Annotated in this window: 17 protein-coding genes and 1 pseudogene; 11 read left to right on the forward strand and 7 right to left on the reverse strand. The window is 72.3% G+C overall.

All coding sequences use genetic code 11. From position 1 onward, the window contains the following. Together AB0N31_RS14485 and AB0N31_RS14490 are read left to right on the forward strand one after the other, a co-directional pair. On the forward strand, nt 1-205 hold a 205-nt coding region (locus AB0N31_RS14485; protein WP_366058696.1), incomplete at its 5' end, for a nuclear transport factor 2 family protein. Between the two features lie 71 nt (nt 206-276). Beyond that, nucleotides 277-579 carry a muconolactone Delta-isomerase family protein gene (locus AB0N31_RS14490; RefSeq protein ID WP_366058697.1) on the forward strand — a complete coding sequence of 101 codons (303 nt, stop codon included), beginning with the start codon at nt 277-279 and terminating at the stop codon, nt 577-579. Between the two features lie 576 nt (nt 580-1,155). On the opposite strand, the gene AB0N31_RS14495 is transcribed toward AB0N31_RS14490, so the two are convergent. The 3 genes from AB0N31_RS14495 to ssuE form a co-directional block, all read right to left on the reverse strand. Next, complete coding sequence (locus AB0N31_RS14495) at nt 1,156-2,112, reverse strand: glutathione S-transferase C-terminal domain-containing protein (RefSeq protein WP_366058698.1); 957 nt, start codon at nt 2,110-2,112, stop codon at nt 1,156-1,158. 378 nt (nt 2,113-2,490) lie between these two features. Next, nucleotides 2,491-3,582 carry an LLM class flavin-dependent oxidoreductase gene (locus AB0N31_RS14500; RefSeq protein ID WP_366058699.1) on the reverse strand — a complete coding sequence of 364 codons (1,092 nt, stop codon included), beginning with the start codon at nt 3,580-3,582 and terminating at the stop codon, nt 2,491-2,493. Nucleotides 3,583-3,631: 49 nt separating this feature from the next. Next, complete coding sequence (gene ssuE, locus AB0N31_RS14505; protein WP_366058700.1) at nt 3,632-4,189, reverse strand: NADPH-dependent FMN reductase; 558 nt, start codon at nt 4,187-4,189, stop codon at nt 3,632-3,634. Between the two features lie 1,023 nt (nt 4,190-5,212). On the opposite strand from ssuE, the pseudogene AB0N31_RS14510 reads away from it, so the two are divergent. The 5 genes and pseudogenes from AB0N31_RS14510 to AB0N31_RS14530 form a co-directional block, all read left to right on the forward strand. Next, nucleotides 5,213-5,488 (forward strand): annotated as a pseudogene (locus tag AB0N31_RS14510) (amino acid ABC transporter permease); the annotation flags it as partial. Nucleotides 5,489-5,789: 301 nt separating this feature from the next. Beyond that, entirely contained in the window at nt 5,790-6,359 is a 570-nt protein-coding gene (locus tag AB0N31_RS14515; protein ID WP_366058701.1) for a winged helix-turn-helix domain-containing protein, read from the forward strand. Between the two features lie 14 nt (nt 6,360-6,373). Next, nucleotides 6,374-7,603: an acyl-CoA dehydrogenase family protein gene (locus AB0N31_RS14520; RefSeq protein ID WP_366058702.1), complete on the forward strand. Its 1,230-nt coding sequence runs from the start codon at nt 6,374-6,376 to the stop codon at nt 7,601-7,603. Between the two features lie 379 nt (nt 7,604-7,982). Then, nucleotides 7,983-8,441, forward strand: a complete 459-nt coding sequence (locus AB0N31_RS14525) for an Rrf2 family transcriptional regulator (RefSeq protein WP_366058703.1) — start codon at nt 7,983-7,985, stop codon at nt 8,439-8,441. Nucleotides 8,442-8,886: 445 nt separating this feature from the next. Then, on the forward strand, nt 8,887-9,993 hold the full coding sequence (locus AB0N31_RS14530; protein ID WP_366058704.1) for an aliphatic sulfonate ABC transporter substrate-binding protein: 1,107 nt from the start codon (nt 8,887-8,889) through the stop codon (nt 9,991-9,993). Nucleotides 9,994-10,196: 203 nt separating this feature from the next. Here AB0N31_RS14530 and AB0N31_RS14535 read toward each other — a convergent pair whose 3' ends face one another. Continuing rightward, nucleotides 10,197-12,770 carry an FtsX-like permease family protein gene (locus tag AB0N31_RS14535; protein ID WP_366058705.1) on the reverse strand — a complete coding sequence of 858 codons (2,574 nt, stop codon included), beginning with the start codon at nt 12,768-12,770 and terminating at the stop codon, nt 10,197-10,199. Further along, a complete protein-coding gene (locus AB0N31_RS14540) occupies nt 12,770-13,549 on the reverse strand; it encodes an ABC transporter ATP-binding protein (RefSeq protein WP_366058706.1) in 780 nt (259 codons plus the stop codon). Before AB0N31_RS14540 ends, AB0N31_RS14535 begins: the two co-directional genes overlap by 1 nt. 270 nt (nt 13,550-13,819) lie before the next feature. On the opposite strand from AB0N31_RS14540, the gene AB0N31_RS14545 reads away from it, so the two are divergent. The 4 genes from AB0N31_RS14545 to AB0N31_RS14560 all read left to right on the forward strand — a co-directional run bounded on the left by AB0N31_RS14545 (nt 13,820) and on the right by AB0N31_RS14560 (nt 17,664). Continuing rightward, nucleotides 13,820-15,106: a sensor histidine kinase gene (locus AB0N31_RS14545; RefSeq protein ID WP_366058707.1), complete on the forward strand. Its 1,287-nt coding sequence runs from the start codon at nt 13,820-13,822 to the stop codon at nt 15,104-15,106. Continuing rightward, complete coding sequence (locus AB0N31_RS14550; protein WP_366058708.1) at nt 15,093-15,770, forward strand: response regulator transcription factor; 678 nt, start codon at nt 15,093-15,095, stop codon at nt 15,768-15,770. The genes AB0N31_RS14545 and AB0N31_RS14550 overlap by 14 nt, the downstream gene beginning before the upstream one ends. Nucleotides 15,771-16,284: 514 nt before the next feature. Then, complete coding sequence (locus tag AB0N31_RS14555; RefSeq protein ID WP_366058710.1) at nt 16,285-16,566, forward strand: hypothetical protein; 282 nt, start codon at nt 16,285-16,287, stop codon at nt 16,564-16,566. A gap of 588 nt (nt 16,567-17,154) precedes the next feature. Continuing rightward, nucleotides 17,155-17,664, forward strand: a complete 510-nt coding sequence (locus AB0N31_RS14560; RefSeq protein WP_366058711.1) for a hypothetical protein — start codon at nt 17,155-17,157, stop codon at nt 17,662-17,664. A 54-nt stretch (nt 17,665-17,718) separates the two neighbouring features. Here AB0N31_RS14560 and AB0N31_RS14565 read toward each other — a convergent pair whose 3' ends face one another. Together AB0N31_RS14565 and AB0N31_RS14570 are read right to left on the reverse strand one after the other, a co-directional pair. Next, the gene (locus AB0N31_RS14565; protein ID WP_366058712.1) at nt 17,719-17,910 is read right to left on the reverse strand and encodes a DUF397 domain-containing protein; all 192 of its coding nucleotides are present in this window, start codon (nt 17,908-17,910) and stop codon (nt 17,719-17,721) included. Next, entirely contained in the window at nt 17,907-18,794 is an 888-nt protein-coding gene (locus tag AB0N31_RS14570) for a helix-turn-helix transcriptional regulator (protein WP_366058713.1), read from the reverse strand. The genes AB0N31_RS14565 and AB0N31_RS14570 overlap by 4 nt, the downstream gene beginning before the upstream one ends. Between the last annotated feature and the right edge of the window lie 161 nt (nt 18,795-18,955).

Below are 18,955 nucleotides of genomic sequence, written 5' to 3' on the forward strand. Positions count from 1 at the left end.
GGTCGCGGACGACCGGCGCGCGGAGGTGACGGTCCTCCACACCTTCTCCATCGGCGAACAGGTCGCCGGCGGCTTCGCCGACGTCACCTTCAGCGGTGCGGACGGATGGGAGGCGAAGGTCCACATGTCCCTCGTCCTGCACCGCGAGAACGACGACTGGAAGATTCGCCAGTATCACGTCTCCCAGGTCATCCCCCAGAGCTGACGGCTCCCCACCGCCCCCGCTCCCCTCGATCATCGGCGTCCAGGGCGCCTCGGCTGAATCGGAGAAAGACCATGCGTGAATTCCTCGTCGAGCTCACCACGACCGTCCCCGAAGGCACCGACCCGGCCGAGGTCGACCGGATCCGTGCCGCGGAATCCGTACGCGCCGGGGAACTCGCGGCCGGCGGCCACCTCGTACGCCTGTGGCGCCCGGTCGGAGAACTGCGCAGCATCGGCCTGTGGCGCGCCGATGACGAAGCCGAACTACGGGAGAAGGTGCTCGGCACCCTGCCGCTGTGGCCCTGGATGACCGCCGCCGTCACCCCGCTGCAGTCCCACCCCAATGACCCCGGCAGCACCGGCACAACCGCCTGACATCTCTGACGGCCACCTCTGACCGGCGCTTCCGGAAGCACGCCCGGTGCCGACGAGGCAACGGACCGTCCTTCCACCGCCCGGCGGGTTCCCGGGCCCGCTGCCCGACCCGGGCGGCCATCACGCGGGCGCTTCCCGTGGTGGCGGACAGTCAGCACGGCAACCTCAGGGAGACCGGGTCCGCGCGCCTCTCACCCGGCAGCCGGGCGCGCAGGTGCTGGTGGCATCACCGATCACCTACGCCGCGCACGGGGAACACCATTCCTTCCAGGGCACGATGTCCATCAGCAACGAGGCCCTGCGGTTCCTGCTGGTGGAGTTCGTCAGGCACCCCCTTCACCGGGATCGCACGCAGCAGCGCGACCGTGCGCGGCCGCGCCGGCGCCGTCCGGCCCGGCCGGTGTCCCCCGGCCACCTCGGGAACGGGGCCGCGCCGAACTCACCGGCGTTGCCACTCCTGCGCCGGCAGTCGGTCACCGGCCGGGACGGTCCCCTCGGCCGGGTGCTCACCGGTCCGCGCAGCCGTCCGGGGTGGCGTGTCGCGCTCCGGCGTGGTGGTCCTCATACCGTCGCAGGCTAGGCGGAGCCGGACGGGCGGAGTTGGAGAGCGTGTCGCGGTTCCATGAAACCGCCGGGGCCCTCCTCGCGGGGCCGGGCAGCGCCGTCCGCGATGTGGACGGCCCAGTCCAGGATCTGCACCGCCGCCCCTGCGGCCTCCAGCCCGTGGCAGCGGGCGTGATGCCTGCGGGCGATGCCGTCGAGGTCGAGGTGGGCGCCGAAGGCGGGGTGGGCGGCCAGTCGCCGTGCGTAGGCCCACAGGTGGGGGTGGTCGGCGATGCGGTGGACGGCCGCGGCGTCCAGGTGCTGACGGTGGACGGTGTCGAGTTGCACCAGGACCACCCACAACTGCACGTCGGCAGCGGTCATTTCGTCGCCCAGGACGAAGTCCTGGAAGGTGAGCCGCCCCTCCAGCGAGCCCAGGGTGCGAAGCAGGGTGTGCAGGGCGGTTCGGCGCACCGCGGCGTCGGCGTCGGCCTGCCCCGCGCGCTGTGCGGCCTCGTTGATGCGGTCCTCGCAGAGGTGCTCGACGGCCGCGATCTCCGCCTCCGTGCCGTGCGGGTACAGCACGGGCCGGTCGGGGTGGTCGCCGCCGAAGCGGCGGGCGAGGTCGTGCAGGATGTCGGGAGCGTGCGTGCTGACGATCCGTCCCGTCCAGTCGTCGCTGAGCACCGGTGCCGCGGTGGGTCCGGGATACCGGTGCGAACTGGTCTCGTACAAGGGGCGCAGAGCGGAGTGTCCCCCGTCGGCCCCGTCGGGCACGGCCGGCAGCAGCGTCACCGGGAGGGCCTCCCGCAGACCGAGCAGGCTGTGGGTGATGGCGATGCGCAGACAGTGGGGGCAGGACAGCGAGAGGTGGAGGCGGTAGCGGCGCGGCACGGCGTAGTAGCCGCTGCGCGCGTCACAGCCGATCCTGCCGCGGAACGACGGCACGGAGGGGAGGGACGACGTGACGGTCGAGGGGGCGGCGGGCATGTGTCTCCCTGGGTCCGGGTCCGGCTTCTGGTTCTCAGAGGTGCGGGCGGGCGGCACGCGTGGGGTGACGGGCGCACGGCGGCGTCGGCGCGTACCCGTGGAGAGGGCGGAACGGGGTGCCGGTGGGCACCGCCGGTTCAGCGCGGAGCGCTCGCCGCGCTGCAGACGCGCAGGAGATCGATGTGGCGGCGGGAGGTCAGCAGGAGAGGCCGCCGATTCACCCGCGCGGGGCGGTCAGCGGGCGGCTCCGGACGCTCCATCATTTCCTATCCATCCACTAGGGAATCTGTAAGGAGTGTCGGGCCGCCTCCGCGCCTCGTCAAGGGGGCCGTCCCACTTCCCGCCCGACGTCTCACATGAGGGGAGCAGGACACGGCGTCAACACAGCCCCTGCGCCCGGAGCCTCGGCAGGACGTTCTCGCCGAACCAGTACGCCTCCTCCAGGTGCGGGTAGCCGGAGAGGACGAACTCCTCGACACCGAGGGCGTGGTACTCCTTGATCCGCTCGGCCACCTCGTCGTGGCTGCCGACCAGCGCGGTGCCCGCGCCGCCACGCACCAGACCGATGCCGGCCCACAGGTTGGGGTGGATCTCCAGGGCCTCCCGGCTGCCGCCGGCGTGCAGGGCGAGCATGCGCTGCTGGCCCTCGGACTCGCTGCGGGCGAGCCCTGCCTGCACCGACCGCACCGTCTCCGGGTCGAAGCCGTCCAGGAGGCGGTTCGCCTCGGCCCACGCCTGTTCGGAGGTGTCGCGGGTGATGACGTGCAGCCGGATGCCGAAGCGGATGTTCCGTCCCTCCTGCTTCGCCAGGGTCCGGATCCAAGCGATCTTCCCGGCGACGGCGGCGGGCGGCTCGCCCCAGGTGAGGTAGACGTCGGCGTGCCGTGCCGCGACCTCCCCGGCGATGGGCGAGGAACCGCCGAAGTACACCTCGGGGACGAGTTCGGGCAGCCGGGCCAGCCTGGCGTCCTCGACCCGGAGGTGCTCGCCGTGCAGGTCGACGGTCTTCCCCTTCCACAACTCCCGTACGACGTGGAGGAACTCGTCGGTACGGCGGTACCGGGCGTCCTTGTCGAGGAAGTCGCCGTAGGCGCGCTGCTCGTGACTCTCCCCTCCCGTGACCACGTTGAGCAGCAGGCGGCCGCCGCTCTGCCGCTGGAAGGTGGACGCCATCTGCGCGGCCAGCGTCGGTGAGACGAAGCCGGGCCGGAAGGCGACCAGGAACTTCAGCCGCTCGGTGTGCCGACTGACCATGGCGGTGGTCAGCCAGGCGTCCTCGCACCAGGCGCCGGTCGGGGTCAGCGCGCCGGTGAAGCCGAGGTCCTCCGCGGCGCGGGCGATCTGGGTGAGGTAGCCGATGCTCGGCGGCCGGTCGCCTCCGGTCGCGGTGACCGGGGTGCCGTGGCCGCCGCCGACGACGTGGCGGCTGTCGCCGTTGGTGGGCAGGAACCAGTGGAAGGTGAGGCTCACTCGGGGCTCACGCCCTTTCGCTCGTCGTCGGCGGTCCGGGGCACGGTGTTCATCCGGCCGCGGCCAGCAGGGCCGTTCGGCTGCCGAGGGCTTCGGAGAACCGGTCGACGACCTGTGCCAGGGCCTCGGCCGGGCCCGGCGCGACGGCGAGCGTGCCGTCGGCGCCGACCGCGATGTCCTTGTCGAGCGTGAACCAGCCCTGGACGATGTGCGCGGCGCCCATGGAACTGAGGACCGGGCGCAGGGCGTAGTCGATCGCCAGGACGTGCGCCGTGCTCCCGCCGGTCGCCAGCGGAAGGACCGTCTTGCCGGCCAGGCCGTACTGCGGCAGCAGGTCCAGCAGGGACTTCAGCAGCCCGGAGTAGGCGGCCTTGTAGACGGGCGTGCCGATCACGACCCCGTCGGCGCGGTCGAACAGTTCGGCCGCCTCGACGATCGCCGGGTGCCGGAAGTCGGCGCCGAGCAGTGCCTCGGCGGGGATGGTGCGGACGTCGAGCGGGATCACCTCGTGCCCCTGGGCCGCGAGCCGCCGGTCCAGATGGCGCAGCAGGCGGGCGGTACGGGAGGCGGCGGAGGGACTTCCGGATACGGAGAGGACGGTGGCCATGGCGGACCCTTCGGGAGCGTGGGACGGGCGTGAGGTCGGGGCGGGGACGCGGAGCGGACCCCGCGCCGTGCGGGGGATGCCCGCGGGGACGGCTACTTGTTGGTGGCGGCGATGCCGAGGAACTCCACTGGCATGGGAGATGGCCTTTCTCAAATCCTTTGGTGCCGTGCCGTGCCGTGCCGGCGGGTGGCAGGCGGGCACCGCGGAGCAGCCCTCGCCGCGGCCGGGTGTGACGGCGCGCTCGGGATGCCGGGAAGCCGGGGGTTGGGCAGGTGTGATGACGCCCGGGCGCGGGCCTCGGGCGGGGGAGGGTGCCACGAAGGGGCGAACTCGGCCCGCGACGGGGGTGCCGAGGGAGGGAAGGGCCGGTCAGAAAGCCCGTTGCCGCTTCGGGTTCAGACGCAACACGCGGCGGACCACACTCGACCGAAGTCGATGTGGTCACGGGTGACCAGGCGCTGCTCGGCATTCATGCGGTCAATTGAGCAGTACATCTCCCTTCTCGTCAACCAGGTCCCGGATGCCGGACCGGCCCGGTGATTCCGATACCTGATTCCGATACCTGGTTCCCGCACGTGGTCCTTGTGCGTGGTTCACATGTGCGCGCGTCGGGCGCATACGATCGGGCACGGACCGGCTCCGCCGCGCGCGGCAGCCGTACCGGCCGCGTTGAGGGACGCGGCGAGCCTGGCAGCAACCCATCCCGGGCCGCAGAAGAACTCTCACAGTTATGTTTTCCGCAGTCCTGCAAGAGAGCCGCCGGCCTCCGGGCCCGGCAGGACTGTTGCCCCTTGCCGAAGGCATGACCTGGGGGGTGTCACCGGGTCCGGGAGGTGCCGTCGGAGACGCTGATGAGAGGTCCGACCACCACCCGGTCCGGCGCAACGCCGGACGGTTCGCGGGCGGCAGGTCTGCACAACGTGGATGCGCGCGTACGACACCACCGCCAAGGCCGGCACCGCCGAGCCCCGGAAGGGTGCGATGTCAGACAGCGAAGACGGCGGCGTGTTCCTCGGCCTGCCGGCCGTGCACGACCTGCTGTGCTCGGTGCAGTTGGTCTGCAACCAGACCTACCAGGTCATCCCGCTGCTGATGGTCGCCACCCTCCGGTACGTCGCCGTGACCACCGTGCTCAGTGCGGGACGGTTCTACGTCGAGCGCCACTACGCGCGCGGCTCCGCACGCACCCTGCCGCCCACACCCGTGCAACGGCTCGGGCTCCGTCTCGCCGCCCTTCGCGCCCGGTCGGCAAGGGCGACCGCACCCGGGGCCGGCCCGGTGGTGGACGGCGACCGGTGAGCCCGGTGAGCCCGCCCGCGGTGTTGCGTTCCCTACATTTCCTATCGATTTACTGGGGAAGTATTGACCGACCACCCGGCGGGTGCGCAGGATGATGCGCATGTCCCCCACGCAGCAACGACTCGTTCGTCGTCGGCATGTCGACTTTGGTCACGTCGTCAGCGCCGCCTGCTGTCGCGTGTGAAGCGCGCGCCTCACACTCCGCGCGTGCCGCGCCGCTCCTTCTCCCTCACCCCAGGTGCTCGGGCGCGCCCCTTCCGCCGCGCCTGACGACCCGACATCCTCCTGAAGGACGACTGCCATGACCACGGCACTTCCGGCCCAGGCCACCCCGCCCGGTTCGCCACTCGCCGACACGCGTCACCTCCGCCTCGTGGGCGACATCGCGCGGGACGGCGACGGGGGACACGGTTCCGCTCCGCTCGTCGGCTACCTCCTGCTCGTCCCCGAGGGCACCGATCCCGCCGAGCTCTTCGCCGAGAACGTGACACGACCGGAGCTCCGACCGGTCGCCCACGCGGGCTCACCCACCGTCCGGCAGACGGGAGACGACGCCGTGCGGATCGATCCCGCGCGTCATGTCGCGAAGGTGGACGGAGCCGAACTCGACCTCACCTACCTGGAGTTCGCGCTGCTGGCCCACTTGGTCCAGCAGCCCCACCAGGTGCACTCGCGCGAGCGGCTGATGGCCGGCATATGGGGCTACGACCACATCGGCGACGGGCGCACCGTCGACGTGCACATCGCGCGTCTGCGCCGCAAGCTCGGCGCGGCACACCGGCATCGCATCGTCACCGTCCGGCGGGTGGGTTACAAGTACGTGCCCGCCCGGCAGGACGACACCACCACCGCACCGTGCCATCGACCTTAGAGGAGACCGCTTCCATGGGCGTTGCCCCCGCGCCGGCCGACCCCGCTTCGGAATGCGACCGGACCGGGCCCGGCCGGGCGCACTGGCTGCGCGTGGCCCGGGAGACGGCGGACGACCTGGCCACGGACGCGTCGGCCCGGGAACAGGCGGGCAAGGCCCCGTTCGACGAGGTGTCCCGGCTGCGTGAGGCGGGCCTGCTGACCCTCCTCGTACCGGCCGGGTTCGGGGGAGGCGGCGCGGACTGGCCCACGGCCTACGCCGTGATCCGGGAGATCGCCGCGGCCGACGGTGCGATCGGTCAACTGCTCGGCTGCCACTACTTCCTGTCGTGGAGCGCGCGGTTCTTCACCCGGCCCTCCTTCGCCGACCGGCTCGAGCGGCAGTCCACGGCGGAGCAGTGGTGCTGGGGCGGCGGTCTCGCCCCTCAGGAGAGCCCGCTGACGCTGACCGGAACAGGCGGCGGCCATGTGCTCGACGGCCGCCAGAGCTACGTCACCGGGGTCCTGGTCGCCGACCGCCTCGCCGTGCGGGCCGTGCGGGCCGACACCGGCGAACCCCTCGCCGTCGTCGTCGATCCGACCCGTCACGGCGTGGCGATCGACGGCGACGCCGACGCCTTCGGCCAACGGCTCGCGGCCGGCGGGAGTGTCGAGTTCGACGCCGTACACGTCGCCACCGACGACGTACTCGGTTCCCTGTCCGCGGACGAGGACGTCCTGTCGCCCCTGACCGCCCTGGTGTCGCCTCTCGGACGGCTGCTGTCCGTCCAGCTCCGTCTCGGTATGGCCGAGGGGGTGCTCGCCGAAGCCCGTGAGTACAGCCGGGCGGCACACTCCGCCTGGCAGACCGCCTGGCCGGTCGGCTCCCCCCAGGACCCGCACGTGCTGTCCGTCTACGGAGAACTCACCGTCCTCACGCGCTCGGCCTCCGCGCTCGCCGATCAGGCGCTGCAGGCCGTGCACGACGGGCTGGCACGCGGGGAGGACCTGACCTTCGACGACTGCGCGGAGATCTCGGTCCTCGTGGCCCTGGCCGAAGCCGCCGCCTCCCGGGCCGCGCAGGAGTCCGCCGCACGCGCCCTCGACATCGTCGGCACCCGCTCCGCCTCCTCACGGCTGGGCTTCGACCGCTTCTGGCGCAATGCCCGGACCCACACCCTCTACGAGCCGGTCACCCACCGGATCCGCGAAGTCGGCGACTACTTCCTCAACGGTGAGCACCCTCCGTTCGTCCTGCCCATCTGAGGGTGCGGGCGCGGCCCCGCGGGCACCCTGATCTCCGACGCGGCAGCCGCGCACCGCGACCTGCCCGAACCGTCGCGCGAGCCGGCCGACGAGCCGGGGTCGGCGCACACCGACGACCACGACCACGCCGCCCAGGACCGAGAAGGCGGCCGAGCGCCGCAAGAGGTTCGCCTCCCGGAAGTACCGCACCGCCCACCCGGCCGTCCGCGTCCCCGCCGGTGTCGACGGCACCCTCGGCCACGTCATCGAGGGCGACGACGCCTCCCACCACACCTCCGCCGCGGCCTGGGTCCGCCGGCCGCCGGGCGGGGACGCCTCCCGCTGCCCGGCGGCCCTCCCGCAGCGGGTACCGGCCACAGCCGTACGGGATAATGGGCGCATGCGGATCTCAGCCAGGGCGGACTACGCGGTACGTGCCGCGCTGCAACTCGCCGCGTCACGGGACGACGGGCCACTGAAGGCCGAGGCCATCGCCGCCGCTCAGGACATCCCGCACAAATTCCTCGAGGGCATCCTGAACGACATGCGCCGGGGCGGTCTCGTGCTCAGTCAACGCGGCGGCAACGGCGGCTACCGCCTGGCCAAGGCCGCCGAGGCCATCAGCATCGCCGACGTCATCCGCGTCGTGGACGGGCCGCTGGTCTCCGTGCGCGGGGTCCGCCCCCCGGAGCTGTCCTACACCGGCCCCGCCGAGTCGCTGCTCCCCCTGTGGATCGCGCTGCGGTCCAACGTGCGCGAGATCCTCGACGGCGTGTCGCTCGCCGACGTCGCATCCGCCCGGCTCCCCGCGGACGTGTCCGCACTGACGGAGGCGCCGGACGCCTGGATCAACCCCTGACCCTCCTGACAGTCCGCTCATCTCGTGATTCGAGACAGGTCGGTCCGCATCGCGAACACCCTCTTGGGGCAGGCGCCTTCTTCTGCCACGATCCCTAGCAGTCAGGTAGGAAAACTAGGGAACAGCGGGGGTGCGGCCATGAGAACGCTCTACCGCGGCGTCCGGTTGCCGCCTCGCCTGACCTCGCGCCGCCACATCGACTTCGGCCGTGTGTCCAGCGCCATCTGTCGGCCCGTCCGATAGCGCCCTCGCGCCCTCCTGACCCCACGTCCCAGGCGTGGCACGGCGACGCCGGAGGCGTGACCTCCACCCCCGCGATCCGCTCCTCCCCCGAGACGGCATGCCTGCCGGCGAGGGTGGGCGAGTGGCGTACCGGCGCACGCCCACGGGCCTCGCCCCTCACGTTTCCGCACCTCCCTGATCGCCTATCCGAGAGGACACCTCCGTGTCTGCCGCAAGACCGCTCACGACCCTGCGCGCCCTCGCCCTCATGACGGCGCTCCCCGTCCTGCTGACCGCCTGCGGGTACGGATCCGAGTCGACCGACGACGGCAAGAAGACCGCGGTCGCGGCCGACGCCGAGAAGCTCTCCGCCGACGAGGTGAAGATCGGCTACTTCCCCAACCTCACGCACGCCACCGCTCTCGTGGGCGTCCAGGAGGGGCTGCTCCAGAAGGAGCTCGGCGGGACCACGATCAAGGCCTCGACCTTCAACGCCGGTCCCTCCGAGATCGAGGCGCTCAACGCCGGCTCCATCGACATCGGCTGGATCGGCCCCTCCCCCGCCATCAACGGCTACACCAAGTCGAACGGCAAGAACCTGCGCATCATCGGCGGTTCCGCCTCCGGCGGCGTGAAGCTCGTCGTCGACCCGAAGAAGATCAAGTCCCTGAAGGACGTCAAGGGCAAGAAGATCGCGACCCCGCAGCTCGGCAACACGCAGGACGTCGCGTTCCTCAACTGGATCGCCGGCCAGGGCTGGAAGGTCGACGCCCAGAGCGGCAAGGGCGACGTCTCGGTCGTCCGCACCGACAACAAGATCACCCCGGACGCCTACAGGTCCGGCTCCATCGACGGCGCCTGGGTGCCCGAGCCGACCGCGTCCAAGCTGGTCGCCGAGGGCGCGAAGGTGCTGCTGGACGAGTCCGACCTGTGGCCCGACAAGAAGTTCGTGATCACGAACATCATCGTGTCGCAGACGTTCCTCGAGCAGCACCCGGACGTCGTCGAGGCCGTACTGCGCGGCTCGGTGAAGACCAACGAGTGGATCAACGCCAACCCGGACAAGGCGAAGGCGTCCGCCAACGCGGCGCTGGCGACGCTGTCCGGAAAGGCGCTGCCCGCCGAGGTCATCGACCCGGCCTGGAAGTCCGTCACCTTCCTCGACGACCCGCTGGCCTCGACCCTCGACACGGAGGCGGGGCACGCGGTGAAGGCCGGTCTGCTGGACGAGCCCGACCTGAAGGGCATCTACGACCTCACGTTGCTCAACAAGGTCCTGAAGGCCGAGGGCAAGGGCGAGGTCGACGACGCCGGTCTGGGTGCCCGGTAACGACAAGCCGCGCCGGGCGCCCGGTAACGACGAGAGGACCGATGAGTTCCCGGAGGATGACGTCCCCGGCGGCCGCGATCGGCAAGGCCGTCGGGACCCGGCGGCGGTGACACGCGCCGCCCGGATCGAGCACGTCCGCAGCAAGGCCACCGAGCCCGAGGTGCCGTTCGGCGCCCCGGGCGCCGGCCACGCCGGCCACGCCGTCACTCCTTCGTCCCGACGGCCTCCACCGGGCGGGCCCTCAGCAGCAGGCGTGCGGGCACCATCGCGCCGGCCGCGGCCAGCGCGGCCGTCAGGCCGACGATCGCCAGGTACCCGGGCACGGGGACGGACGGCCACACCGTTCCGTTCACGGCCGTCGCGACCAGCGCCAGGGGGAAGGCCGACAGAGCGGTTCCGAGCAGGACTCCCACCACGGCCACCGTGAGGCTCTCGCGGCGCATCATGGCCATCACCTGACGACGGGTGGTTCCGTTCAGCCGCAGCAGGGCGAACTCACGGCGCCTGGTGGCGGTGTTCATGGCCTGGGTGTTGACCACCGTGATCGCGGTGTAGGCGATGATCATGGCGACGACGAGGTAGTTGACCCAGGCCGTCGCGCGTTGCTCGGCCACCTGCGCGTCGGTCGCCGGTCCGTCGTTCAGTGAGGTGCCGGGATAGTCGGCGGCGAGCGCCGAGAGCGCTCCGGCCGGGTCCGGCCCCGCGGACGCCGACCGGACCAGCACGGACCGGTCGAGGCGGTCGGTGGTGTGCGCCAGCAGCAGGTCGTGGTCGAAGGTGACGTCCGCGAAGCCGAATCCCCGCTCGTAGAGGGCGATCACCCGGCCGGTGAAGGCCGTACCGTCCCCGAGATGCAGCCGTGCCCGGTCTCCGACGCCGATGCCCAGCCAGGAGGCGGTGGTCGTGCTGACGGCCACCGTGCCGGAGGACAGCTCCGCCAGGTCGCCCCGCGTCACGCCCAGGTCCATGGTGGCGGCCGCGGCCCGCGGTTCGACGCCCTGTGCGCTCAGGGAGACCGCTTCCTCCTCTCCGAGCAGGGAGCCCACTCCCACCACCTTGGAGCGCACGATCCCCGTGGCCGCGCGCACGCCGGGCAAGTGGCCGGCCCGCCGGGCCACTTCGGGTGAAACCCCGGACGGGGCGGTCAGGACGTGGTCGGCGACGGTGCCGGCGTGGATCTGGTCGGCGGACTCCTTCAGCTGCGTGGTCTGGGTGAAGACCACCGTGGCCGCGAAGGCGACGACCAGCACGAGAGGGGTGACGGCCCCCGCGGTGCGGGTGGCCTGACTGCGCGCGTTCGCCGTGGCCAGCCAGCCGGTGGCGCCGGTCCGGCGCAGGGCGGGGGCCAGGATCCGGATCGCCGTGCGGGTGAGGGCCGGGCCGAGTACCGCCACCGCGATCACGAGCACGAGGACCAGGGAGTTGGCCAGTCCGACGAGGGTGAGGAAGTCGGTGCGCATGCCGAGACCGAGGCCGGTGACGGCGGCCGCCAGGGCCAGCAGCACGCAGCCGGTGACGGTGCGCCCGCGTCCCAGGCGCGTGGGCTCGGCCGCGGCCTCGCCGAGGGCTTCCGTCGGACGGATGCGGGTGGTGCGGCGGGAGGCGAAGAACACCGCGGTCAGCGCGGTCAGTACGGTCGCGGCGATCGCCGCGAGGAACGGCAGCGGCCCCAGGGTCGGCCGGAAGTCGGGAGGGACGATGCCGTGCCCGGCGAACCGGGCGCTGAGCCAGTGGACCGCTCCGGCGCCGGCCGGGCATCCGACGACTCCCGCGGCCAGCGCGACCGTGACCGTTTCGGCGACGAGCATGCGGCGCAGCTGACGCGGGGTGGTGCCGACGGCCCGCAGGAGCGCCAGTTCCCGGCGCCGGTGCAGGATGGCCAGCGAGATGGTGGCGTACAGGACGAAGACCGCCACGAGCAGGACGTTGCCGCCGATGGCGGTGGCGAGTTCGACGAGGTTGGCGGCGCCGACGGCGACGTCGTCGAACTCCGCCCTGCCGCGCCCCGCGCCGGTCTCGACGACGGCCGGCTGTGCGGCGAGAGCCTTCTCGACGGCCGAGGCCACCTGCTCCGTGGGTGTGCCCGGCGAGGTCAGGACCCCGAAGGCGCGGACGCCGTCGGAGGCGCTGTCGTCGAGGCGGTCCATGGCGGCGTCGGTGACGAACAGCACCGACTGGCGGGGGGTGCGTCCGTCGTCGAGCGCGACCAGCCCGGCGACGCCGTACGTGCGCGGGGTGGAGGAGGTCATGAGCTTGACGGTGCCGCCGGCCCGGACGCCTGCTCTGGCCGCGAGGTCGGTGTCCAGCACGACCTCCCGGCTGCCTCGCGGCGCGCGTCCCTCGGTGAGGCGGAAGCCGCCCAGTGTGAGGCTGTTCCAGGTGTGCGCCTGGGGGGCGCCGCCGTTGCGGCCCGTGACGGCCTGTCCGTCGGCGAGCACGCGGACCGTGGCCCCGCGGTCCGCGACCACGGACCCGACACCGTCGACGGCGGCTATCCGTTCCGCCGTCGACCGGGGCAGCAGGGCTCGCTCGGACAGCGGCTGCCCGCTCTCGTAGGCCGATCCGTCGGCGGACTTCACGTCGAGTACGACCTTCTGCTCGCCGGAGACGATCACCGCGGCCTTCTCGTACCGTTCGGGCGGCAGGGTGGAGCGGAGTCCGGATTCCAGGAGCACGCCGCAGGCACTGATCACCGTGGCGCCCAGGAACAGGGCGAGGAAGGTGGCGACGAAGGCGCCCCGACGCGCCCGCAGGGACGACAGTCCCAGGCGCAGCATCACGAGGTCCTCCGCAGTCCGGACATGATGTGCCTGACCTGCTCCGCGGTCGGCCGGTCCAGATGCCGCACGACGCGTCCCTCCCGCAGGAACAGCACGTGGTCGCCGTGCTCCGCCGCCACGGGATCGTGGGTGACCATGACGACCGTCTGGTGCAGGTCGGTGACCGTCTGCCGCAGGAGCGACAGGATCTCCAGGGCGGTGTCGGGGTCCAGGGCCCCGGTCGGCTCGTCCGCGAACAGCACCTCCGGCCGGGTGACCAGGGCCCGTGCGATGGCCACGCGCTGCTGCTGCCCTCCTGACAGTTCCGCGGGCCTGCGCTTCAGCAACCCGGACAGCCCCACTCGCTCGGTGACGTCACGCACCCAGCCGTCGTCCGCGCGCGTGCCCGCCAGCCGGAGGGGGAGGGTGATGTTCTCGGCCGCGGTGAGGGACGGCAGCAGGTTGAACGCCTGGAAGACGAATCCGATGCGGGTCCGGCGCAGTTCCGTCAGCCGTGTCTCGTCGAGCCGGGCCAGGTCCTGCCCGCCCAGGTGCACCGTGCCGGACGTGGGCCGGTCGAGACCGGCGGCGCAGTGCAGGAACGTGCTCTTGCCGGAGCCGGAGGGCCCCATGACGGACGTGAAGGTACCGGGCGTGATGCCGACGCTGACCTCGTCCAGAGCCGCCACGCCGGAGGCCGCGCTCCCGTAGTACTTGGTGACCTGTGTCAGTCGTACGGCGCTTGTGGTGGTGACCGGGGCGGCGGCCGGTTCGTCGCGGCTGTGCAGCCTGACCATGGAGTCCTCGCAGGTCGATGAGGTGTGAGAACTCCACTTCAGCCGAGGTGCCGGCCCCTGGCCTCCTCCCCCGCGGCGAAGTCCGTGCTCCTCCGCCCGGGCGAGGCGGGCGGAGGGGTCCTGCGTCCGGACGAGCGGGCGCGGCGGCGCCGCGGCACCGCCGGGCGCGGGTCTCCTCCTTGCGGAGGAGGTGGCGGGGAGGAGGTCTGCCGGGGCACATCCGCCTCGGGGCAGAGCCGCGGCCCACGAGGGGCCGTTTACGGTGGGGTCATGAAACTGATGGACTCGTTCGCAGGGCTTCGCATACCTGCCGCCCTGACCGACACGAGTCTGGCGGCACTGGTGGCCGCGGGCTGTCTGGCCCTGCCCGGCCTGATTCCTCCGGACGGACCGGAGCTGGGCGGCCAGGACGCCCGGTGGTTCGCGCTCGTCCTGCTCCTGACCCTGCCCATCGCCCTGCACCACCGCTTCTCGTGGGCGAGTCCGCTGATCGTGGCGGCCGCCACCAGCACCCTTCAGGGACTGTCGTACATTCCCGACCTCTCCGGCCCGGAGGGCACCTCGATCGGCCCGGCCTACCTCGGCGTGGCCGTGGCCGTCTTCCTCACCTCCGTACGGTGCGAGCCGCGGATCACGACGGCGACGGCCCTGCTCATTCCGGTGCACGCGTTCGTCGAAGCGCTGCTCGCCTCCGCCGGGAGCCGCATCGCCACCTTCCTGACGGACGCCCTGCTCCTGCTGGCGGCGTGGGCCCTGGGGCTCCTGGTGCGGGCCCGGACGGCGATGCGCAACGAGGCGGTGGAACGCGCCGCCGCCCTGGAACGGGAGCAGACGGCCAACGCACGCGCGGCCGTGATGGCGGAACGGGCCCGCATCGCCAGGGAGATGCACGACATCGTGGCGCACAACGTCAGCCTGATGGTCGTCCAGACCATCGCGGCCGACCGGGTCCAGGACCGCTCCCCCGAGAAGGCCCACGAACTGCACGCGACGATCGAGCAGACGGGGCGGGACACCGTCACCGAGCTGCGCCGGCTGCTGAGTGTGCTGCGCACCGACGAGGACGCCGACGACGACCCCACGCGCCAACCGCCCCAGCCGACCGTCGACGCCCTTCCCGAGCTGATCGACTCGGTCCGCGCCACCGGCCTGGACGTCGACCACCGCACCGCCGGGACTCCGGTCGCCCTGCCGGCGGGCGCGCACCTCACGGTGTACCGAGTGGTCCAGGAGGCGCTGACCAACACCCTCAAGCACGCCGGCCCCACCCGCACCGGTGTGAGCCTCGACTGGGACGGCGACGGCGGCCGGCTCGTCGTGCGGGTCTGCGACGACGGCCCCCGCGACGACGCCCGTCCGCACCGGCCGCCGACGGCGCCGACCGGCACCGGTCACGGCCTGCTGGGGATGCGTGAGCGCGTCTCCGCGGTCGGCGGCACCCTGTACACGGGTGCGCGGCCGGGAGGCGGCTACTGCGTGCACGCCACGCTGCCCCTGCCCGAGCCGGACGAGACCACCGCACAGCACGAGGGAAGCCCACGGTATGCAGCCCATTAGCGTTCTGCTGGTCGACGACCAGCCCATGATCCGGACGGGGTTCCGACTCATCCTCGAGGCGGAGCCCGACATCACCGTCCTCGGAGAGGCGTCCGACGGCCACGGCGCCGTCGAGGAGGCCCGTCGGCTTTCCCCCGACATCGTGCTCATGGACATCCGGATGCCGCACATGGACGGTGTGGAGGCCACACGGCTGCTGTCGGAGTCGGGGTCGCCCAGCAGGGTCATCGTCCTGACCACGTTCGACCTCGACGCGCACGTGGTGGACGCGCTGCGGGCGGGCGCGAGCGGTTTCCTGGTCAAGGACGGTCCGGCCGATTCGCTGGTGAGCGCCATCCGTACGGTGGCGGCGGGCGACGCCGTGCTCGCCCCCCGGGTCACCCGACGGCTGCTGACGCGGTTCGCCGCGATGTCCGCGGAATCCGAGACGGCGGTGCCGGCGCGCCTGGACGCCCTGACCTCGCGGGAGCTCGACGTGCTGCGTGCCCTGAGCCGGGGCCTGTCGAACGCGGAGATCGCCCAGGCCCTGGGCATCGGGGACACGACCGTCAAGACCCATGTGGCGCACATCCTGGCCAAGTACGGTCTGCGCGACCGGATCCAGGCGGTGATCCTCGCCTACGACTGCGGGCTCGTGACCCCGGGCACGGCGGGGAGGCCGTGAACCACGGGCCGGGCCGGGGCCGGCGCCGACAGCGCGCCCGGCGCCACGCGCCCCCCGTCGGCGCGGGCGCGGGCGGCGCAGCGGCGGGGGCAGGGGTAGGCGCTGGGGCAGGAGTAGGGGCAGGGGCAGGTACCCGGGCCGACGACCGTCGGGGCCCTGCGGCGGCTCGGCTTCGCCGGCGGGGACACCGTCGCGACGGAGCGCCCGGCCGCCCACGACGACGCCGGACGCGCCTGACTCCGCCGCCGTGCGACGGTTCGTCACGGACCTGTACGGCAGCGGCCCGGCCGCGCTCCAAGGGCACTTCGCCGCCTCCCGGGCGGCCGACCGGACGTCCACCCGCCGACCCGGCCCGCCGTCCTGCGGCCGGGCGGACGCGTTCGGGAAACCCTGCCGCGGACACGGCTCCACCGACCCGGCATTCTGGACCGGTACGCCGAACTCCTGCCCGAGGAAGGGCACTTCCCCGGGCCGTCGCGCCTTCCCCAAGTAATCGATCGATCGGACAGCACCAGTGGACGTTCTCGTTCTCCTCCTCGTCGTCATGACCGGCGTCACCACGATCGTGACGGTGGAGAGCAGGGCCAGTCGGCTCGACAAGCGGATCCGGGGCCTGGAACGCAGACTCGACGTGTTGCTCGACCACTGGGACCTGGAGGCCGGGAGTGCCGCACCGGCCGACGTGGCGGCTCTGGCACGCGCCGGGAAGGACGTCGCCGCGATCCGGAAGTACCGGGAGATCACCGGTGCAGGCCTCCGCGAGGCCAAGGAGGCCGTCGACCGGATGAACCGCTGACCCGGGCGGGGCTGCACCGCCGCCGGGCTCAGGCCCCGTCCTGCCCCCTACGCGGGTCCGCCGGGCAGGCCGGGTAGTACGGCCGGGCGGCGGTGCGGGTAGCGGCCGCCCCGGACCAGTTCGCCCAGGGGGCCGCCGCTGCCAGCGGCCGAGGAGGCCGGTCAGGGCCACCGTGAACTCCGGTCGGGCCAGGGTCGATCCGGGGCAGTGATGCGGGCCCGGGCCGAAGGTCAAGTGGCGGTTGGCGGTGCTGCAGCCCGGGTCCGGTGTGCCAGGGTCGACGTGGCGGCGCGGATCGTGACTGGCCGCCGCGGCGGGCAGCAGTCCGCTGCCCGCCTGAACGGCCGTGTCCCCGAACCGGACGGCGGCATCGCAGGGAGGGAGGCCGTTTCCTCCTCGGTCGCACCGCCCTGCTCGCGACGGCCCACCACGAGATCAATAATCAGGCCGTTCACCACCGTCCGGCAGCTACCGGTCCACCCTCACCCCGCCGCCCGGCCAGGGCCCCGCCACGACTGACCCGCTCCCTGGGTGGCCGCACCTGCGGTCACCCAGGAGTGCCCCTCGCTCATCCAAGGAACAACGCACGTGGTACGTCGAAGTCAGAGCAGCAACCCCCGTTCGGTCGTCGTCCTGACCTCGGGTACGGACTGGGGCACCCGTGCCGCCGGGCAGCGGCGGAGCAGCGGCGCCGAGTCCCCCATACCCAAGCGGCGACCCGGGAAGATCAAGGCGTTGCAGCAGACCATCGAGGTGGCCCGCCTGGCAATCGACAAGAAGCGCTGGAACGAAGCGCGTTACGCACTCAGCAGGGCCCGCGCCCTCACCAGCGCCCTCCCCGCCAACGTGGCCGTCAAGGAACGCGAGCAGTTCTCCGCGCTCCGCAAGAAGTACGCGGCACGCAACACGCCGGCCGCGAAGAACGCCCGGCAGGCGAAGCCGACTCCAGCCGGGCGGGCGGGCGGCAAGAAGCCCGCCCCGAAGAAGTCCACGGCGAAAACTGCCGTACAGAAGCCGAAGCCCGCGCCCGTTCGCGACCTCGGTGACCGTTTCATCAACCGTGCAGCTCTCGGTTACACCGAGACCAAGGGTTCCTGAACACGGCGAGGGCGTGCCGTCCACCGAGCGGTGGACGGCACGCCCTCTCGTCGCTCAGCGCTCCGACGCGAACCGCACGAACTGTCCCCAGCCCTCACGGCCGACGGCGAAGGCCGGGCGGGTCACGTCCTTGGAGTCCCGTACGTGGACGGCCTGTTCGGCGATCGCGACCTCCACGCAGTCGTCGCCCTCACTGCCGCTGTAGCTGGACTTGAACCAGGCGAGTTCTGTCCTACCGCTGCTCATAGCTCTCCTCGCAGTTGCTCCAGCAGGGCCCGGGATTCCTCGGGGCTCAGGGCCTGCGACCGCAGTGTTTCATAGCGCTGGCAGAGCGCACTCACCTCTTTCGGGTCGGCAATCAGCCGCCCGTTCTTCTGCCCTTCGGAGTACCCGAGCCGCTGCCCCGCAGGTGTCTCCAAGATTCGCACCGGTCCATCCAGACACGCGTGCAGCCCAGCCGTCAGCGGCACCACCTGAAGTGTCACATTGCGTGGGGCGCTGCGCTCCAGCACATGATCCACCAACCCGCGCATCGCCTCCGTGTCCCCGAACCGCCGCCGGAACACGTGCTCCTCGACGATGAAGCTGAACGGCACCGTCGGCCGCTCCCGCATCATCGTCTGCCGTTCCATCCGCGCGCCGAGCTGCACATCCAACTCCTCGTCCGTCCGCAGCGGGATCGTGCCCTCGAACACCGCCCGCGCGTACGCCTCCGACTGCAACAACCCCGGCACCAACCGGCACTCGTACGTGCACAGGCTCACCGCCTCCCGCTCCAGCCGGGCCCACCGCCGGAACCACGCCGCGAGCCCCGCCTCGCCCCGCGTCAGATGCCGTGCGGCCTTCCGCAGGGCGCCCGTGTTGCCGAGGGCCTCCTCCGCGCGTTCCACGAACGCCTCGTCCGGCATCCGGCGGCCCAGCTCCACCGACTCCACCGTGTGTTTGGAGTACTGGACCCGGGCGCCGAGGTCGGTCCGGCTGAGGCCCGTGTGCTCGCGCAGTGCCTGGACGAAGGCGCCGAACGTGCGCAGGCTGTCGGACGGGTGGGGTTCCCGTTCGCACTCTCCCGCCGGAACCACCCGCGCGTCGACGGCCCCGGCCGCCTCCCCCTCGACTCCGACGTGCTCCATCGGCCGCCCCTTTCCCTCCGTACCGCGCGCCGCGACGGCTCCTTGCACCGCCCGCGCTCACGGCTCACAGCGTGGCGGAAAACCCGTCGTACCGTCCACTCTGCGTGCCCGTACGCTGACACAGCGTACGGGGTAAGGTGCTCGTCCCCGCCCGCATCCGG

Source organism: Streptomyces sp. NPDC051051 (genome assembly GCF_040682975.1).
Classification (GTDB): Bacteria; Actinomycetota; Actinomycetes; order Streptomycetales; family Streptomycetaceae; genus Streptomyces.

What these genes read in the sequence shown, in the direction of transcription:
- AB0N31_RS14490 (WP_366058697.1), top strand. Translation starts at nt 277, where the DNA reads ATGCGTGAATTCCTCGTCGAGCTCACCACGACCGTCCCCGAAGGCACC.
- AB0N31_RS14495 (WP_366058698.1), bottom strand. Translation starts at nt 2,112, where the DNA reads ATGCCCGCCGCCCCCTCGACCGTCACGTCGTCCCTCCCCTCCGTGCCG.
- ssuE (WP_366058700.1), bottom strand. Translation starts at nt 4,189, where the DNA reads ATGGCCACCGTCCTCTCCGTATCCGGAAGTCCCTCCGCCGCCTCCCGT.
- AB0N31_RS14515 (WP_366058701.1), top strand. Translation starts at nt 5,790, where the DNA reads ATGACCACGGCACTTCCGGCCCAGGCCACCCCGCCCGGTTCGCCACTC.
- AB0N31_RS14520 (WP_366058702.1), top strand. Translation starts at nt 6,374, where the DNA reads ATGGGCGTTGCCCCCGCGCCGGCCGACCCCGCTTCGGAATGCGACCGG.
- AB0N31_RS14525 (WP_366058703.1), top strand. Translation starts at nt 7,983, where the DNA reads ATGCGGATCTCAGCCAGGGCGGACTACGCGGTACGTGCCGCGCTGCAA.
- AB0N31_RS14535 (WP_366058705.1), bottom strand. Translation starts at nt 12,770, where the DNA reads ATGCTGCGCCTGGGACTGTCGTCCCTGCGGGCGCGTCGGGGCGCCTTC.
- AB0N31_RS14540 (WP_366058706.1), bottom strand. Translation starts at nt 13,549, where the DNA reads ATGGTCAGGCTGCACAGCCGCGACGAACCGGCCGCCGCCCCGGTCACC.
- AB0N31_RS14545 (WP_366058707.1), top strand. Translation starts at nt 13,820, where the DNA reads ATGAAACTGATGGACTCGTTCGCAGGGCTTCGCATACCTGCCGCCCTG.
- AB0N31_RS14550 (WP_366058708.1), top strand. Translation starts at nt 15,093, where the DNA reads ATGCAGCCCATTAGCGTTCTGCTGGTCGACGACCAGCCCATGATCCGG.
- AB0N31_RS14565 (WP_366058712.1), bottom strand. Translation starts at nt 17,910, where the DNA reads ATGAGCAGCGGTAGGACAGAACTCGCCTGGTTCAAGTCCAGCTACAGC.
- AB0N31_RS14570 (WP_366058713.1), bottom strand. Translation starts at nt 18,794, where the DNA reads ATGGAGCACGTCGGAGTCGAGGGGGAGGCGGCCGGGGCCGTCGACGCG.